This is a genomic window from Pseudoalteromonas sp. BSi20495 (genome assembly GCF_000241185.1).
GTDB lineage: Bacteria > Pseudomonadota > Gammaproteobacteria > Enterobacterales > Alteromonadaceae > Pseudoalteromonas > Pseudoalteromonas fuliginea.
The window spans coordinates 1-16510 of record NZ_BADY01000091.1 but is presented as its reverse complement, the minus strand read 5'-3'; the positions used below and the strand labels follow the sequence as shown (position 1 = coordinate 16510).

Genomic DNA, 16510 nt, shown 5'->3' with positions numbered 1-16510 from the left:
CCTTGCTGGGTCAGTTCAGTTAAACAAGGCGGCATTTTCTAAATAACTTTAGGTTACATATTACCTAGCTCTATCATCATCGCTGTGTACATACGTAAATTAAGCTCAAGTTGCTCAAGTGTCATAAATTCATGCTCTGAGTGACCTGTGTAGCGCTTACCCGGCATTGAAGGACCAAACGATACCGCATTATCAAACAGCTTTGCGTTAGTGCCACCACCTATTGATACAAAGTCAGCTTTTTCGTCGCCCGTAAAATGCTTAAAAATATCAAGCAGCTTTTGCGCATGCGGCGCGCTATCAAGTAGCATAGGTGTGCCAATAATTGTTTCTATGTTGGCAAGCGTTACATTGTTAGTGGCTTGCCAATTAGCGAGCGCATCATCAATTTGCTTTTGTAATACAGCTTCGTCTTTACCCATAGGGCGACGTGCATTTACAGCAAGTGTTAGCGCATTACCATCGCGCTCAATAACGGTTGGTGCCACTGTCATCGGGCCCATAAAGTCGTGCTTGTAAGCTATTTCGCCAAACTGTTTACCGTGAATATCTAAACCAATTAACTGATTCACAAAGTCGATTAGCTCGCCGTCACTGTTATTTTCAAGCTCCACGCCTTTAAATAACTCAGCTAAATAAGCAATGGCATTTATACCCGACTCCGGCTCTGATGAATGCGCCGACATACCTTTAACGCTTATTGCTAAACCATTACTTTTTTCACTAAAGTTAAACTCAACTTTATTTAATGTTTTGGCTTTTGCCTTTAATGTATTAATAAGTGCAGCGTCTGCATTGTGAAGTACTAAACTTGCATCTTCTGGAATTTGGCTTCTAAACGCACCGCCAGTTACATCCTTTACATATAAACCCGTTTGTGGTGATGTTGCATTAAAAGTAGGTGCAATTAAGCTCCAGCCTTTCTCGGCAACCACTACAGGGTATGATGCATCAATCGTTACTGCATATTTTGGTTGTTCATACGTTTTCATAAATTGAGTAAGCGGACCCCAATCAGACTCCTCAGCAAGGTAAATCATAAGCTCAATTCGGTTATTAAGGGTTATGCCTTTATCTTTAATTGCTTTCATGGCGTAAAGCGCTGTTGCTATTGCACCTTTATCGTCTTCCGTACCACGACCAACTAATTTTCCCGGTTCAGATGTATCAATAATAAAAGGACTTTGTTTCCATTTGCTAGCATTAGCAGGTTGCACGTCACCGTGCGTTACTACCGTTACTTTTTCGCTTTGCTCGCCCATTCCAATTAAAACGGTGTACCCTAAATCTTGATAGTCAAAACCAAGCTCTGCAGCTTTCATTCTTAAAAGTGCTTTAAAGCCAATAAAATCGGGATTTTGAGGAGCGGTAATGTCGCTTTTATTAACGGTCGGAAAAGCCACTAAGTTAGTTAGTGTGTGTATTTGAGCATTTTGGTAGGTATTTACTGCGTAATCGGCAACGCTATCAATATTTTTATTTAGCTGCGCATGAGCACCAAACGCAAATAAAGCAATACTGGCTAAAGCTAACTTTTTCAAAACAATTCCCATTTAATTAATAACTAAGAGCATTAATTATAACGCTATGGGAGGCTTACATATAGCAATTTGTGGCAGGCACACAGGTAACGTAAGGTAAATATTTATATAGCAGCTTTTATGAGGATGGCTGTATAATGCGCGACTTAAAATTAACAGAGTATTTAATTGTGAACCGTCGTAAAAAAATCGTCACTAAATTTCAAAAGAAAGATAAACGCACTAACGCTAAATTGCATAAAAGCAACAAACCGTCTTATGTATCAAAAGCTGAGCGCGAAAAACTAGCTGAACAAGAAAATAATGAACCACAGGTAATCCAAGAGTAACTTTACGTTACCTGTTGCTTTGATAATTTAAAGTGGCAAAAGTACCGACCACTTACATAACATACCACTGCCGTGGCAACTATAAGCTCAAACGTAGCTAAGTAATTAACTGTATCTACATATGATATTGCGAGGTTTATACTTTGCATCCAGTCTTTCATTTTAAATAATGCAGTTGCCCCAATAACCATTGGAAACGTAAAAGCAGCGTAGCTCGGCGTAAAAGGTCTGCGTAATAACTTTATAAATAACACATAAACAATCAGTGTTTTTATTATCGCTAATATAAATAATGCCCCCACTATAACAAGTGATGGATTAGCTACAATATGAAAATATCCCGCTAATGTTAAACTGGCAGGCGCAGCTAAAATGGCAAGTGTTGGCTGTATTTCGTAGTCACTTTTTAATGCTAATAAAAAACGATAAAACATAATTGGCAGCATAATACTGTACGTTGATATACCAATTACCAGTGCGCTGTGAGCTAACCACGCTAATGTCGGATTTCCCGAAAAAGTAATATCTGCAATAATTATCCCCACTGGTGGCACAAACCAACTGGGCGCCATATCTTCAAAATTAAACTTTTTTGCTCGCTGGTATAAAAAGCTCACCAAAAATATGAGATGCAGCACAAAAGCTAAAACCCACATAATATCGCCAACTAATGGGTTAAATTGCCCAACTGAGTTTGAAATAACAAGATTAGCCATTGCAAATGTAGGGATCACACTTCCTGCAACTGGGTGAGCTAAATCGGCTTTTAATAAATGAGGGTGTAGTAAAAACTTAGCAGCCAAAAGTAAAACTAATACGCCAGCTAATACCGATCCCAAAAATTGCCCTTGAGAGTTTAAATTAAAAACGTTTTCCCATGTCCACCCCATACTAGCAATACCCAAAGCTAAACCGGCCATAGCTGTTGGCGCACCCATCACTTTATTTTTAAATTGCTTAAACACTGTATTTCCTAATCATTGGGTGATGAACAAGTTACTACTTTTTACTGCACTTCCTTAAAATAACGCTGTAAAATAGTACAAGCGTGCTTAATAGAACGCTTTTTGCGTACAAATATTTCATAAAAAATAAGCTTACGGCTTAATTATTAAAGCGCAAAAAAGCCATAACATGGTTATGGCTTTTGCTTTATTTTAAATTTGAATATGAGGTTAATTAAAACGCATAGCTAGCACTTATATTAAATGAGCGCCCCTGTCCTGCAAGTTGTTCAAACCCGTTGCTGCTATCTTGTTTAAGTGCTGCAATGCTTACGCCACCTAATGGGAGTTGGTAGTACTCATCAAACACGTTACTCACTTCTGCGCTTAGCGTTAATGCATCCCATGTGGCTTTAGAGCTTAAATTAACCAAGCTGAAGATGTCTGTTTGGTTTTCAAAACGATTATTATCTACACGGCTTTTAGTATCGACCCACTGCCAAGATAACGCATTTTCAAATCGACCTATTTGCTGGCTAATACCTAGCTGAGTTTGCAATGGTTTAATTTGATAAAGCGGTTGGTTAGTATCGTCTCGCTTGCCTCTGGTATTGGTAACATTAGCGTGTAACTGCCAATTGCCTAAATTCTTAGATTCATAAATGTTGGCTGTTAAATCTATTTTTGCACCATATAAAATGGCATCTACATTAGTAAAATGCAAAATGTTACGCGCTGTATTGTCCAAGTCATAACTATTGAAGCTTCTTACACTATCAGCATCAATATAATCATTCACATCTGTATACCAAACATTGGTGCTTAATCGCCAACCATCATCTTTAGCCGATTTAATATAAGTAGCACTTAAAGTATGCGCTGTTTCAACGTCTAAATCAGGGTTACCAATATAGCCATTACCATCGCCATACCAACCAATCATGGTGGTTGCCATATTACTTACGCCCCAGCTGTATCGCTCGTATAAATTAGGCGCGCGGTTTTTACGGGCAAGACCAAATTGCAGCTCATCATAATTTGTTATTTGGTAGTTAATTAATAAATTAGCGTCAACTACAGTGTCGGTTTTATCTCTGTCGCCAGCATTAAAGTTCTGTGCAGCGATGGTATTATCTGTAGACGTATCGCTCATGGTCATACTTTCCATACTACCCATGTCGCTCATATCGTCCATATCCATCATACTCATGTCATCGTTGTAAGATTGAACCTCTCCAACGTGGGTATTAATACTTTCAATACGTACGCCTGCGTTTAACCATAATTTTGTATTTATTTGGCTCTCAAATTCTGCAAATGCCGCTATGCGCTCTCGTTTACCGTTATTTACATTTACGTAATCGTCTGGTCCCATCATGGTTGAGCCTTCAATACCTGGCCACCAATCATCAATACTGTAATTGTAATATTCTTGACCGAGTAAAATACTGCTGTTTTTATCAAGCGCGATACGCCATTTAAGCTGCGTACTTATATCTTGTGCATCGGTTTTCATTCGCATCATGCCTGTTTTTTCTTCACTGAAAAAACCCATTTCGTGCTTTACGCTATGCCAGTTAATTTGCCCTTCAAGCTCGCTGTTTTCAAAGGAGCGTTTGTATTGAGCTATTGCACCGTAGCTGGTGTTATCGGTCATATCCATATACTGATTTGCAAATCCCTGATACGGGATTTTTTGATGCGTTAGCTTTATAACTAATTGCTGTTTATCATCGCGCATAGCTGCGGTTAAACTATGATTTTGTGCTCGATACAATGTATCTAATACTACATCGCCGTTACCGTCTTCATAACTATCTGCGTCACTAAACGAACCCTGATAATTAAGGCTAAACGTGTCACTTGCTAAACGTGCACCAACGCCAAGTTTACGTCCGTTATCAACGCTACTGTACTTTGCTGACACATAACCTGAGTGCCAACCTAATTCATTGCTATCGCTATACTGTGGTGAAATAGAATTAACGCTTATTACACCGGCAATATTATCGCCGCCCGCGCTTACTGGCGACACGCCTGCAACCACATTGTAAGACGTAATTTGATTAGCCGAGATATACGAAAGTGGCGGGTTCATGTGATTAGCGCATGCAGCGGTAACATCTGCGCCATCAATTAACACTTTAACTCTGTCGCCCATTAAACCATTTAAAATAGGGAGGTTAGATACGCCGCCCGCGGCTGAAAAATCGACACCTAAATCACTTAATAACGATTCTGACGAACCAAGTGCTAAATGCTTATTTTGAGCATGTCCGTGTACTTCAATTACTTCTAAAGGCGTATCGTCGGCAAATGCAAAAGGAGATAGCACACCGCTAATAAAAAGTGCGACAGGGGAAAGTAAGTAAGTTTTTTGAGTTTTGCTTTTATAAACCATTGTTAATTTATGCCACTGTAATAATTGGCGTAATTATAGTGTGAACTGCAAAAGCAAAAGCGCGACATATTGTCGCACTTTATCAATTAAGAATGTTGTTAAATTGCCCCTAGACAGAACCCTTCGTGCAGCGCGTGTTTGGCATTTATTCTACGTTATCGCCTATTTATGAGGAATAAACACTACATAGGCTCTGCCTTACTTAAATACCAAACATACTGCTGAAAATTCAACCTCAAAAGATAAGCAGGCCATAAATAAAGGATGGTTTTAATTATAAAAAAGAGCCAACAGTAAAACTGTGACCCTTATATAAAAATGTATTCTTTAAATTTTATACATTTAGCTGCGACACAATTTCCGACACCTTCTCCGCCCCAGCTTCAATGTCTTTTATAACGTCAGATACTTCTGAAATTAACTCTCGCCCTTTAACCGAGGAATCAGAAACAGATGTTATTTGCTTTGAAATATCATTGGTCAGCTCTTGATTGTTTTTTACAACCGTTGCAATTTCATTTGTAGAACTACTCGTTCTTGCTGCCAATTGTCTAACTTCATCAGCTACTACTGCAAAACCTCGGCCATATTCACCTGCTCTAGCGGCTTCAATAGCTGCATTTAAAGCTAGTAAATTAGTTTGATCGGCAATACTACTTATAGTAGAAACAATTGATCCTATGACCGCAGATTGTTCATTTAGATTTTTAATTAACTCAACTGATTTAAGGACCTGATTTACGATGGCATCGGAATTTGCGATCGAATCGCTTAAAATACCAGAGCCTAGTACGGCGGTTTTAACCGTAGAAACGGCTGATTCGTGTGCAATCGCTGCGGCTTCTGTAACGGCTCTGTTACGCGACATGCGCTCAGTTATATCCGAAGCAAATTTAATAACCTTTATCACGTTTCCCTTGTTATCTAAAATAGGGTTATATGTTGCCTCAAGCCAAATTATGTCTCCATTTGCTTTTACTCGTTTAAACTGTCCTGATTTGAATTGCCCTTTCCCTAACTCATCCCAAAAATGTGGGTTTTTATCGTAAAACTCGTCGGTGCAAAACATCCTATGATGCTCACCTGTTATTTCATTTAGCTTATAACCGGTAGCAGACAAAAAGTTGTTATTAGCTGTTAATATTTCACCTTGAGGGGTAAATTCAATCGTTGCCAACGCTTTGCTTAATGCTTCTGCAACTGCTTCTTGTGCTTTTCTTTGCGTGTAATTAGCCGTAATATCAGAGGCTATTTTAATTACCTTAACGACAACCCCATCTATTTCAACTGGAAAGTATGTTGCTTCTAACCATATTTTTTCGCCTTGGGAGTTATATCTTAAAAAAGACCCACTCACTGACTTACCATCTCTGAGATTTTTCCAAAATTGAGTATACTCTTTCGATTCCGCATATGATTTTTCACAAAACATACGGTGATGATGACCAACAACATCCTTGGTATAACCTACTGTGTTCAAAAATAATAAATTAGCGTCTAAAATAATCCCTTCAGCCGTAAACTCAATATAAGCAACATGCTTCGTTATTGCATTTAATACTGATTCTTTTTGAGCGACTTGTAACTCAAGTGCTTCTATTTTCGAGTTACTTTTATTTATACCAAACATATAAGCTGCCTTAGGGTAAATGTTTAATCTGAATGAGCTGTTTATTTAAGCTCTATACTACAACTATAAAATTTAAATATAGGCAAAAATACAAATTTAATCTAATAAATTAGACTTTATGCGCCGCATCACACTAATTGACCGAAACTCTGGATAATCAATCTATCTCAAGTGGTTACTTTCAGCGCTAACTGCGTTTAATTTACTTGCAATAGGCCAGCTATTAACGCGTAAACTCGCCTTTTTTCACAGAAAATCTCTGGCTAGAGAAAAACCTCAATCTGAGTTTAGGTTAATTATCTAGAGCCTGTTGATCTTCAAAAATTAAAATTTATTCTATCTTGGCCGATTAAATCGCGGCGTAGGCTAGGTAACTGATCCTGCTTACTCTACTGATTTACATTGACATAAGAGTGAGTAAAGACAGCGCATGCTTGGCATTTACGCTACTTTATCAAATATTTATGGGAGTTAACCAGGGTACATAAGGCCACTGTGCTTAAAAGTAAACAAGCTCCTGTAAATTCAATTTCGAAAGATAAACGGGCTCAAGAATAATCTAATTTTATATGTATAAAAATATCACTATTAAATACATAAATCGTATATATCTTATTTAATTTCAGTTTGGCACATGACGCCGCGCACTTTTTAACTTAATATAACCACCTGTTTATCCCTAAATCACGCCATTTTTTCTAGGGTCTGTTGATATTTCAAGATTAAAATTCGTTCTATCTAGGTTCGATTTAATCGCGGCGCGAGTTGTGTAACCTAGTGGGCTAAGTAAAAACAGAGCAAAGCTTCCGCGTTCTGCTCACACCTTTTACCTACATCCATGAGGGAATAATCACACTAATAAGCTCTGTCTTGCCTAAAAAAATATACTGCAGTTAAATTCAATCTCGAAAGATAAACAGAATCTAGCCTATATAATATTTTTACATATTTTACTGTTGCTTTTATCTATGTATTTCACATCAATTTCAAAGGATTTTTTATGACATCAGATGTAACGTCGGCATCTAGTCAACTTAACAGAACCGCTATTTTACTTGTATTAGCGCTCGGTACATTTATTTTAGGATTATCTGAATTTTCGATGATGCCTATGCTGCCACTGATTAGCGAAACATTTGGTTCAACGCCATCACAAAGTGGTTATGCAATTAGTGCTTACGCCATTGGTGTTGTAGTGGGCGCGCCTATTTTAATGCTAACAACTGCTAATATGAGAAAGCACAAAGCATTGCTCATTTTTATAAGCTTAATGTTTGTCTCAAACGGATTAAGCGCGATGGCAACGTCGCTTGAGCAACTTGTAATATTCAGATTTTTAAGTGGTTTACCTCATGGTGCATATTTTGGCGCAGCTATTTTATTAGCATCTGATATTGCCCCAAAAGGTAAGCGTGCTAGCTTTATGTCTAAGGTGTTTATGGGTTTAACTGTGGCTACTATTGTTGGTGTGCCCGTAGTTACACTTGTAGGTCAAAATTTAAGTTGGCGGTATTGTTTAGCCGGCGCTGCAGTGCTTGCATTTATTGCTTTTATTTTTGTTTATAAAGTAGTGCCAAATATCGATAACGCTAAGCCTTCTAACTTACTAAACGAGTTTGGCGTACTTAAAAATAAACTGGTTTGGTCTATTTTAGGTATTGTAATTATTGGCTTTGGTGGGGTGTTTTGTATTTATACTTACATTGCCGACACCATATTAGTGGTAACAAAAACAGCCCCGTATACTATTTCTATCGCAATGGTAATGTTTGGTATCGGTTGTACGCTCGGTAACTATGTACTGGGTAAAGCAGCCGATAAATCTGCAATTAAAACCACTGGTCTTGCACTTGTATGTACCATTGTATTTGCCTTTGCTTATGTAACGGCAAGCCATAATATTTGGGCTCTTTATGCGGTGATCTTCTTTATTGGTTGCAGTGTGGGCTTGGCTACGCTGATTCAAACGCTTTTAATGGACGTCGCCCCCGAAGGCCACGCTATGATTGGCGCCTTAGTACAGTGCGCATTTAATACTGCCAATGCTATAGGCCCTTGGGTCGGTGGAATTGCAATAGCACAGGGTGCTGCACCTAATCAAACAGGTTACGTAGCAGCTGCATTATTTTTAGGTGGTTTGGGGATGTGGCTACTAAGTTACTTACAACTAAATAAACAGCAACCAACAGCGCAAGCCGCCAGTTATAGCAATCCACAATAATACTTAATCAATTTGAGGGATTAATTAGGCGAATTGATATTAAGCTGAGTTTTAAATAATAAACACAAAAAAGCCCAAACAACGTTTGGGCTTAATTTTTATATTTTAACTAAACTGCGTTATTTTGTTAGCTCAGTATTTATCTCATTAATTAATGTATGAATGCGCTGTGCATTTTTGCCTAAATCACTACGTCCTACTCGCGACTTACTACGAATATCGACAAAACGTTCGCTGCCTTCATCGTTAATGCGGACAACGACATCATCTTTAAAACCAAACCATGTTGTTGTATCAGTCGCTTCTACAAGACCTAAACTTGTATCTGTGTTAACAAGTTCCCAACCCAAGTTTTTCACTGCTTGCTCTGTAGCTTCAAGCAAATCAGTTTTAGATTGAGCAAAACTAAGCGTTGCAAGTTCTGGGTAAGCTTTGCGTTGTTCAATTGCGGTTTCTTCGCCTGCATAGGCAACTGGGTTTGGCGCATCAACACGAAGTGGTGCAATAGCTACAAACTGAGGCGGGTTAACTAAGTCGGTAGAAATATCATGTATTGGCGGCACACTTTTAGCTGTGTTCATCATATTTAAAGGCATTGCTATAGCCACTGCTGAAAATACAACCGCAATAGCTGCACTACCAAATGTCACGGTTTTGCGCATAAAGATTATCTGTATTAAAAGTAGCACAAGTGCAGCGCCACCTGCATAAACGCCAAATCGAAAGCCTGTGAATGCAGTTCCTAGTTCTACAATACCAAATTTGTACAAAGGCCCAGGCAGAACGACCAGCAAAAAGGCAATTAAACTAACTAAGCTCACTAAAATTTTCATTTTATGATTCCTTTATTGTGTGTGATTTTTATTATTAAACAGATAAACGCTATTAACGCTATTAACGAGTAGCTTATACTGCCTATAAGTGCTTTTAGATTACTATTAGCGACTAATTACACAAAAAAGTCCAATGTTGTGTGATCAAAGTTACTTAAATTAGGAAAAATATCAACAAGCTCAGAGCTCGGCACACCAAACCACTGAGCCAATGTGGCAAAGTACTGCTCATTTGCAACGCTTGGAATTAAACGCCCGCCACTGGTATCTTGTGGGCCATCTAAATGCTGAGTTAAAAGCTCACCATATATATTGCCGCCTTTTACTGCGCCGCCCATTACTATTTGGTTCCCTGCCCAACCATGATCAGTGCCATCGCCATTTGAGGTCAACGTGCGACCAAAATCAGACATAGTAAACGCAGTCACTTTATCTGCCATATCAAGCTCTTTCATCGCACTATCAAACTCACTAAGCCCTTGGGCTAATGTGCTTAGCAATACAGGGTGAGTATCTAGCTGATTATCATGGGTATCAAACCCGCCCATAGACACAAAAAACACTTGGCGCTGAGTACTTAATTTTGACTGCACGCTAATTGTTTTAGCAACTGCTGCTAACTGCTCCGATAAACTTGTATCACTAAATGAAGTAATTAACGCTGGCGCTGTTTCTAGCGCATTATTCATCGCTTGGGTGTTATTAATCGCCGACTTGAAGCTATCAGCGTAAGCACTACTGAGGGGATGAACTGTATTACTCATAATCCGGTTCATTATAGTAGTTACATGTTCCATGCGCGGCTTATAATCACTAAATGCATTAATTTTACTTATACCGCTTTTATTAAGTGCAAATGCTTTTGTTTGATTACCCGTTTGCCAAAGGTTTGTACCATCAAGCGATATATTAGCGGCAAACTGATCTTGCTGCTCTAAGCGCTCAAGTAAACGTGCGCCCCACCCACTATTTAACGACTGTTTTTCACGCCCATACATCCATGATGCCTGCTGATCATTATGCGAGAACAAATGTTTGGGGATCGTCACGGTTTTATTTTTATAATCATCGAGAGTAGTAGGTGCGAGTAAAGTTCCAAGGCCGCCAACAAACGCTAGATTAGACGAATCAAACACACTTTTAATAGGCGCAAGCGAAGGATGCAGCCCAACTCCACCAGCAAAATTAGTTGCACTATTAAGTGCTATAGGCGCCGAAACAGCAAGGTTTTGACGACTTTGTTCATACAAGCTACGTTGCTCACCTTCTAATGGTACTAGCATATTAAGTGAATCATTACCGCCATATAAAAACACACACACCAACGCTTTGTAATCCCCCAACTCAATCGCATTTACTGACCCCGTTAATGCTTGCAGTTGTAAACTTGTTAGCGCGGCCGCCGACACACCGCCTTTTAAACATAACGACAAAAACTGTCTTCTATTTATGCTCATTATGTCTCTCCTAATACTGCAAATTAAATTCAGGTGAAATAGCAATTATGTAAAGTAAATACGATACCCGTTCTCGATATTCGGCATCATTAAAGTATGCATCTAAATCAAGCAATGCTTGGCGCGTATCAGCACTCATTGAACCGGCAAAATATAAAACATTATACTGTTCAAGTAAGGCACCTACCCCGTTACTTTTTAAAAAGCTCATATCGCTCTTGATATAAACATATAACTCTTTGGGATTTAAATCATCACGTGCTTCTGCAGTTCCCCATACTAAACCTGAGAAATGCTCGTTCATAGTGCCAATTAATGTAGTATCACCCGCTATTTGTAATTCCGGTGCGACTAACTCATCACTGCGTAATTGAGCTGGCTGATAATCGGGTCTAAAAAAGTTAAATACAGATGGCGAACGCATTGGTCCCTGCCCATAATTATTTATTAAATTCCATGTTCTATACTCCCCTTCTAAAGACCTTACATCAAGGTTTCGCCAAAATTGTACTGTTTTTAGTAAGGGCTCCTTAACTTTTCCTTGATAGCTTAAAACACTGCCAAAATGACGAGCCTCGTCATCTAAGTAAATAGCTTTAATGACAGCCGCTAAATCCCCACGCACACCATCGCCATTATCGTTAAACACATTAGCCACTCGCTCAATATATTGAGGGGTTGGATTTGATGTAATTAATCGTTGAATTAGTTGCTTAGTAATAAATGGTGCTACATTGGCGTGATTAAATAAATTATCGAGTGCTATTTGCAGTGATTCCTCTGGCCCATAGCCCTCAGGGATTACTTCATTATTTAAAAGTACTTTTTGTTTACTTGAATGGTATTCGCTAAATGCTTGCATTGGTTTAATATAATCACGGCTTTTGCGTTTAAACGTTTCACTATCGGCAAACGTCCAACCAGTAAATACCCGTGCAAAGCCTTCAATTTGAGACTGCCCGTAAGTGGCAATGGTATTCCCTTGGGCATCAAGCTTTGCGCTACCATCTTTATTTAGCTCTTCAAGCCCAATGGTAAATAACTGCATTACTTCACGTGCGTAATTTTCGTCTGGACGAATGTTAAGTGCATCATCTGCTTTTTCGTTACCTAAATGGCTTAAATAAGTCCCCATAATTGGCGAAAGCGTGACATCCTCTAGTAACTCCCGGTAATTACCAAATGCATTTTTAAGCAGTAAATCGTAGTAGGTAACCATTCCTTCTGGTTGAGAGCTTAAGCTGCTGTTGGCATCCGACACCACTAATATCTCGCTCAATGCAAATGCAACGCGCTGGCGAAGCTGATCGTCACTGCGCAAGGTCGCCTTCCACCAACCATCAATACGGTTGATATATCTAAAGTCATCTTGAGCCGGACTTTTGACTAAATAACTTCTGTGGTATTCAATTGGTAATGCTATTTGGCTTTCAAGCCATTGCTGCTCACTTAACCCTTGGGCTTTGCGTATTTCATTAAGTGTTGGCCCCATACTACCTTGGTGTAGCAAACGTGCAGCAGCAAATTCATCCATCGCGTTTCTGGCAATAAAACTTACCGTTTTAACTGCAATAGCACCTTCGTTGTCCGTTGCAGTTACATTAAAGGCATACTCTTTTGGTGAATAACTCAATGCTGAAGGAATATTTATTATCACAGAGTTAGCAGCTATTGGCTCATCAAGTACCTTAAGACCAGCAGTTTGCTCCCAGATCACACTTGTTATTGTGCCGTCGTTATCGCTCGCTGTTGCAGTTAATTCAATAGTTTGGCTTTTGGTTATATCGCTTGGAATATTAGCCACAGATAAAATAGGAATTTCATTTCCGTTAATAGTTGGCGTATCATCTGAGCCTGAACCACCGCAAGCACTTAGTAGCAAAACTGAGCTTGCCATCAAAAAATATTTATAATGCATGAAAGTCGTCATCGTCTTTTAATAAAGGTACATTACCATGTACCGAGTTTGATGCATTTATTGAAACACAAAATTTACAATTTAACCCTTTATTTTTTGTAACCGAAACTTGACTAACCCTCAAAAACACAAAAAATACGGTGGTTTAAATTAGCCTGGGCTTTATTATTTATGAAAACAGAAATTAGCTATCGTTTTGAATCTTCACAAGTTGCCAACCGATTTTCACATGAACTAAAAAATTGGTCTGTTAACGATGTAAAAACTCGTCTTTTTAATGGTGGCGACAGTGTAAAAGTAAGCTATGAGTATGACGAAAATGGGTTTGATTACACTATTGCAGAACTTGATGACCTAGCTGAGCGACACGCAGGTAAAGAAATATAAGTAAACAAACCCCCTCTCATACGTAATTTATTAAATATAAATACGTTAATTACTTTTAACACGCTAGAGATGAGTCTGGCAGTGTTATTATGGGTAATATACAACGCATTAGAGTGCCCTTGTTAAGCTCACTCTCAATTTCTATAGATCCCTTATGTTCCTTTAATACGTTATATACAATAGCCATTCCCATTCCAGTTCCCTCACCTACAGGCTTTGTAGTGTAAAATGGTTCAAAAATATGATTGACTGTTTTTTCATCCATTCCGCAGCCATTATCGGACACTTCAATGTAGATGTTTTTCTCGTCTGAGAATAAATTAACAAGAATTTCTCCTTGCTGGTCTTGTACTAAATCACAGGCATATTTAGCATTTAGTAAAAGGTTTACGAAGATTTGATTAATTGCCGACAAATTACAATAACTTAATGGTAATTCATCATCCGAACACGTTATGTTGCATGTTTTTAATTGATTAGCGAGTAACTTAATAGCCCCCTCTAGCGACTCTCTAATATTAGCCATAGCCATGGAATTATTTTTAGGTCTAGCAAAATTAAGTAAGTTATTAACAATTGCCGCAATTCGCTGTAATCCCTCATGCGTATCATTTAATAGTTCATCTAGATCATCTAAAATAAAATCAATATCACTTTCTTTATCAAGTTTTACTAGTAATGTTTCCATCTCTGCAGCAGATATTGATTTATTAATATATTGTTTTGCAACAGTCATTAATGCTATCAGCGTAGGTTTAAAAAATTTAATACTTTCAAGGTTACTTGTTACATATGCCAGTGGATTATTTATTTCATGGGCAACACCTGCCGATAGCGTCCCTAAAGTAGCCATTTTTTCACTTTGCATAAGAGTAACCTGCTGATTTTTTAACATGTTAAGCTTTTCTTCAAGATCTTGGTTTGCACAAAATAATGCGCGTGTTTTATCCTCAAGTAGCATCTCTAGTTCATCTCTTGCTGCTTTTTCACGAAGGTATGCTTTTTTGTAGTTGTGGGTATCTTCACTCATTGCCAATCTCATATTTAACTTCAATTACACATTTATCATAACCATTATGCATGCATTCAACATGATTTAGCGCCACCTCGATACCGTAATGAGAGGCTGCACCAAAAATAAGCCCTTCAGCGCACATGCACAGCTGCCTTTTGGAATAGTAATGCATCAAAATAAATCCATTTTCAATAAGCTCTGCTTTAATTTCTGGTAAATTTGGCTCTTGATATAGTTTTGCAACTTCAACATGAATCACCTTATCGATACCCATAATTAAGTCCGCAAACCCATTAAAGTTTTCAACTATTGTAGGGTGCCGGCCCCTTAAGTGGCCAAATAAATACTCACCAAATGCCTTTAACACATCAGGCATAGACATAGATAAAGCATCAGCTACATCTTGCGCCAAACCCACTATTTCTTCATCTGGATAGCTTTCTGCTGAAATATAAATACGATCACTAGGTGCATTTTTTTCAAGTAAATCATCCCACGCAGCCATGCCGCACTTTTCAATAACGAGGGCTTCAAGTCCTCTAAAAATAACACCTTTCATACATCCCCTCGTGTATCACTTTTTAAAACTTAAAAACCATTGTTGTACATCTTCTAGTATTTTCAAATCATCAATAAAGTCATATTCAGTTTGATTAAACTCAATTACTTGCTGGCAATAAGCATGCTCAACAATCATATGAATAACAGTTAATGATATCCCCTCATCCACAGGTAAATCATCCAGTAACTGCGCCCTAACAATTGACTTTTCAAACCCCCAAAGCGCTAATAAGTAGGCACTAAGAGCGTACTTAGGCACGTTTTCATCTTCGTTATCTTGCACAATACACATAGCAGCTAATTCACCAATAACACTAAGCAAACCAACTGCAAATGCAAACAACTGTGTTTGCCTATCTTGCTTTAAATACTTAGCGAGCGATTGCGCCATACTTGCTTTTTTATATCCTTTATTAATTAACTCATTAAGCGTCTCTTGCTTAGCCTTATTAAGTAATTGTTGAGACAATTCAGAAAAAACCACAATCGCCTTTAAACTAACTAAACCAATTCTTATAATCGCCTCTTTTAAGTTTGTAGTTTGACTATCAAACCCCATAAATGCGGAGTTGGCTACCTGCAAAACTTTTCCCGTTAATACAGGGTCGTGGCTAATATTATTTTCTAAAATAGAAATGTTTGGCTCATTTTTGTTTAACTCACTTAATAAGTTTTGAGTCACAACACCTAAAAATGGCAAGTCTGAAAGCTGCCCTAAAATAACGCGATGAGGAGCATGAATAGGAAGTAATTTTAATAACTTAGCGCTGTCTAGCACCGCGACTAAATGTTTTTGTGTAAAAGGTTTTACAAGATGAAAGTGGATTGTGTTGTTAACTTGTAGTTGATAGTTACTACTTAAATCACTGGTAAATAAACACCTTAAGGCTGTAGGACAGATCGCTTTAGCGTGCTCTAGTACTTTAAGCCCTGAAGAAAGTGGCATCATAGAATCACAAAAAATAATGTCGGGTGTATTATTATTTTCTATGTAACGTTCAAATTCATTAGGTAACTGTAAGCAGGCTACAGTAACATTTGCACATAAGCGGCTCAACGTTCTTGCTAGTGCACGTAATAGTAATTCGTCATCATCAATTAAAAGTATATTTATTTTTTGCTCATGCATTCACTATACCTTCGCTATAACGTATTAATTTCTAATCAAAGCGTAGTATAAATTCACAAATAGACATAAAACGAAAAGGGCCTAATCGTATTAGAGCTTCATAGGATTAAGATAAAGCCATTGAGCTCTGATAGGATATACTTT

General features: G+C 38.1%; 13 protein-coding genes. 3 read left to right on the top strand and 10 right to left on the bottom strand.

Going from position 1 to position 16510, the window contains the following annotated elements; translation table 11 throughout:
- Window positions 1-53: 53 nt before the first annotated feature.
- A complete protein-coding gene (locus tag P20495_RS07805; RefSeq protein ID WP_008136987.1) occupies window positions 54-1541 on the bottom strand; it encodes a dipeptidase in 1488 nt (495 codons plus the stop codon).
- A 137-nt stretch (window positions 1542-1678) separates the two neighbouring features.
- On the opposite strand from P20495_RS07805, the gene P20495_RS07810 reads away from it, so the two are divergent.
- Window positions 1679-1870, top strand: coding sequence for a DUF2986 domain-containing protein (locus P20495_RS07810; protein ID WP_007376860.1), 192 nt, complete (start codon window positions 1679-1681; stop codon window positions 1868-1870).
- A gap of 2 nt (window positions 1871-1872) precedes the next feature.
- Here the strand turns inward: P20495_RS07810 and P20495_RS07815 are convergent, their stop codons facing one another.
- The 3 genes from P20495_RS07815 to P20495_RS07825 form a co-directional block, all read right to left on the bottom strand.
- Complete coding sequence (locus P20495_RS07815) at window positions 1873-2835, bottom strand: TDT family transporter (protein WP_008136985.1); 963 nt, start codon at window positions 2833-2835, stop codon at window positions 1873-1875.
- 214 nt (window positions 2836-3049) lie between these two features.
- Complete coding sequence (locus P20495_RS07820) at window positions 3050-5215, bottom strand: TonB-dependent receptor (RefSeq protein ID WP_008136984.1); 2166 nt, start codon at window positions 5213-5215, stop codon at window positions 3050-3052.
- Between the two features lie 334 nt (window positions 5216-5549).
- A complete protein-coding gene (locus P20495_RS07825; RefSeq protein WP_008136983.1) occupies window positions 5550-6845 on the bottom strand; it encodes a PAS domain-containing methyl-accepting chemotaxis protein in 1296 nt (431 codons plus the stop codon).
- A gap of 937 nt (window positions 6846-7782) precedes the next feature.
- On the opposite strand from P20495_RS07825, the gene P20495_RS07830 reads away from it, so the two are divergent.
- Window positions 7783-9066: an MFS transporter gene (locus P20495_RS07830; protein WP_083829684.1), complete on the top strand. Its 1284-nt coding sequence runs from the start codon at window positions 7783-7785 to the stop codon at window positions 9064-9066.
- 119 nt (window positions 9067-9185) lie between these two features.
- Here the strand turns inward: P20495_RS07830 and P20495_RS07835 are convergent, their stop codons facing one another.
- The 3 genes from P20495_RS07835 to P20495_RS07845 all read right to left on the bottom strand — a co-directional run bounded on the left by P20495_RS07835 (window position 9186) and on the right by P20495_RS07845 (window position 13274).
- A complete protein-coding gene (locus tag P20495_RS07835; protein ID WP_008136981.1) occupies window positions 9186-9899 on the bottom strand; it encodes a DUF1499 domain-containing protein in 714 nt (237 codons plus the stop codon).
- Window positions 9900-10015: 116 nt separating this feature from the next.
- The gene (locus P20495_RS07840) at window positions 10016-11356 is read right to left on the bottom strand and encodes a DUF1501 domain-containing protein (RefSeq protein ID WP_008136979.1); all 1341 of its coding nucleotides are present in this window, start codon (window positions 11354-11356) and stop codon (window positions 10016-10018) included.
- 10 nt (window positions 11357-11366) lie between these two features.
- A complete protein-coding gene (locus P20495_RS07845) occupies window positions 11367-13274 on the bottom strand; it encodes a DUF1800 family protein (RefSeq protein ID WP_008136973.1) in 1908 nt (635 codons plus the stop codon).
- Between the two features lie 171 nt (window positions 13275-13445).
- On the opposite strand from P20495_RS07845, the gene P20495_RS07850 reads away from it, so the two are divergent.
- Window positions 13446-13661, top strand: a complete 216-nt coding sequence (locus P20495_RS07850) for a hypothetical protein (protein WP_007376172.1) — start codon at window positions 13446-13448, stop codon at window positions 13659-13661.
- A gap of 55 nt (window positions 13662-13716) precedes the next feature.
- On the opposite strand, the gene P20495_RS07855 is transcribed toward P20495_RS07850, so the two are convergent.
- The 3 genes from P20495_RS07855 to P20495_RS07865 are packed head-to-tail and all read right to left on the bottom strand — an operon-like array spanning window position 13717 to window position 16366.
- Window positions 13717-14691 carry a sensor histidine kinase gene (locus tag P20495_RS07855; protein WP_008136972.1) on the bottom strand — a complete coding sequence of 325 codons (975 nt, stop codon included), beginning with the start codon at window positions 14689-14691 and terminating at the stop codon, window positions 13717-13719.
- The gene (locus P20495_RS07860; RefSeq protein ID WP_008136971.1) at window positions 14684-15235 is read right to left on the bottom strand and encodes a heme NO-binding domain-containing protein; all 552 of its coding nucleotides are present in this window, start codon (window positions 15233-15235) and stop codon (window positions 14684-14686) included. Before P20495_RS07860 ends, P20495_RS07855 begins: the two co-directional genes overlap by 8 nt.
- A 15-nt stretch (window positions 15236-15250) precedes the next feature.
- Window positions 15251-16366 (bottom strand): HDOD domain-containing protein, encoded by a 1116-nt coding sequence (locus P20495_RS07865; protein WP_008136970.1) that lies wholly within the window; start codon window positions 16364-16366, stop codon window positions 15251-15253.
- Window positions 16367-16510: the final 144 nt, after the last annotated feature.

Coding starts and splice junctions, on each gene's coding strand:
- P20495_RS07810 (WP_007376860.1), top strand. CDS start 1,679: ATGCGCGACTTAAAATTAACAGAGTATTTAATTGTGAACCGTCGTAAA.
- P20495_RS07820 (WP_008136984.1), bottom strand. CDS start 5,215: ATGGTTTATAAAAGCAAAACTCAAAAAACTTACTTACTTTCCCCTGTC.
- P20495_RS07825 (WP_008136983.1), bottom strand. CDS start 6,845: ATGTTTGGTATAAATAAAAGTAACTCGAAAATAGAAGCACTTGAGTTA.
- P20495_RS07835 (WP_008136981.1), bottom strand. CDS start 9,899: ATGAAAATTTTAGTGAGCTTAGTTAGTTTAATTGCCTTTTTGCTGGTC.
- P20495_RS07840 (WP_008136979.1), bottom strand. CDS start 11,356: ATGAGCATAAATAGAAGACAGTTTTTGTCGTTATGTTTAAAAGGCGGT.
- P20495_RS07845 (WP_008136973.1), bottom strand. CDS start 13,274: ATGCATTATAAATATTTTTTGATGGCAAGCTCAGTTTTGCTACTAAGT.
- P20495_RS07850 (WP_007376172.1), top strand. CDS start 13,446: ATGAAAACAGAAATTAGCTATCGTTTTGAATCTTCACAAGTTGCCAAC.
- P20495_RS07855 (WP_008136972.1), bottom strand. CDS start 14,691: ATGAGTGAAGATACCCACAACTACAAAAAAGCATACCTTCGTGAAAAA.
- P20495_RS07860 (WP_008136971.1), bottom strand. CDS start 15,235: ATGAAAGGTGTTATTTTTAGAGGACTTGAAGCCCTCGTTATTGAAAAG.
- P20495_RS07865 (WP_008136970.1), bottom strand. CDS start 16,366: ATGCATGAGCAAAAAATAAATATACTTTTAATTGATGATGACGAATTA.